This is a genomic window from Sphingobium trunci, assembly GCF_022664535.1.
Classification (GTDB): Bacteria; Pseudomonadota; Alphaproteobacteria; order Sphingomonadales; family Sphingomonadaceae; genus Sphingobium.
The window spans coordinates 1-613 of the sequence record NZ_JAKUJY010000073.1; the positions used below are offsets into that span (position 1 = coordinate 1).

The following is a 613-nucleotide window of genomic DNA, read 5'->3' on the forward strand; positions in this document are numbered from 1 at the left end:
TCAGGCGGACATCTACCTGCATTCGGGCGGCCAATATGAATGGGACAGCATGGCACCGGTCGCCGTCGCGCTCGCCCATGGCCTCCATTGCTCCCGTATCGACGGGTCGCCGCTCACCTATAACAACAGCGACGTCTACCTTCCCGACCTCCTCATCTGCCGCAAGGAACATGCCACAACGATATTGGAAAGCTTGGCGCAAATAGGCGAACCAACTTCAACTTAAAGAGTCAAGGCAAACAGGCAGAACCACCAAGCAACGCGTTCCGGCGTTCATGCCCAGACCTGGAACAGTTACGGTCCGCCTTCATTCCTGTAAACGGTATAAGGCTGCCGGAACGACGGGTATCGACGGGCAACAGGCGAGCTACGGAATCTGCAAAGGCCGGCGGATCGCGAAGGTTAAAAACACCGCTGATCTTCAGTCGGCCCACGTCCGCGCTTTCGACCTAAATCATCGTGCCGCCATAGCGGTGGAACCGCTGCGCCGCCTCGATCAGCGGTTCATCGGTCAGGGCGATATATCCTTTGCCATGCCAGTGCCGTCATGTCGCTTTGATGGGGGCTGAGGCGCGCGTGCCCATCGGTGCCGACGTCCAGCCGTTCATGTGAG

General features: G+C 58.7%; 1 pseudogene. It reads left to right on the forward strand.

Annotation, left to right across the window (positions count from 1 at the left end):
- Nucleotides 1-226, forward strand: a pseudogene (locus MJ601_RS21800) (3'(2'),5'-bisphosphate nucleotidase CysQ); the annotation flags it as partial.
- Nucleotides 227-613 lie beyond the last annotated feature (387 nt).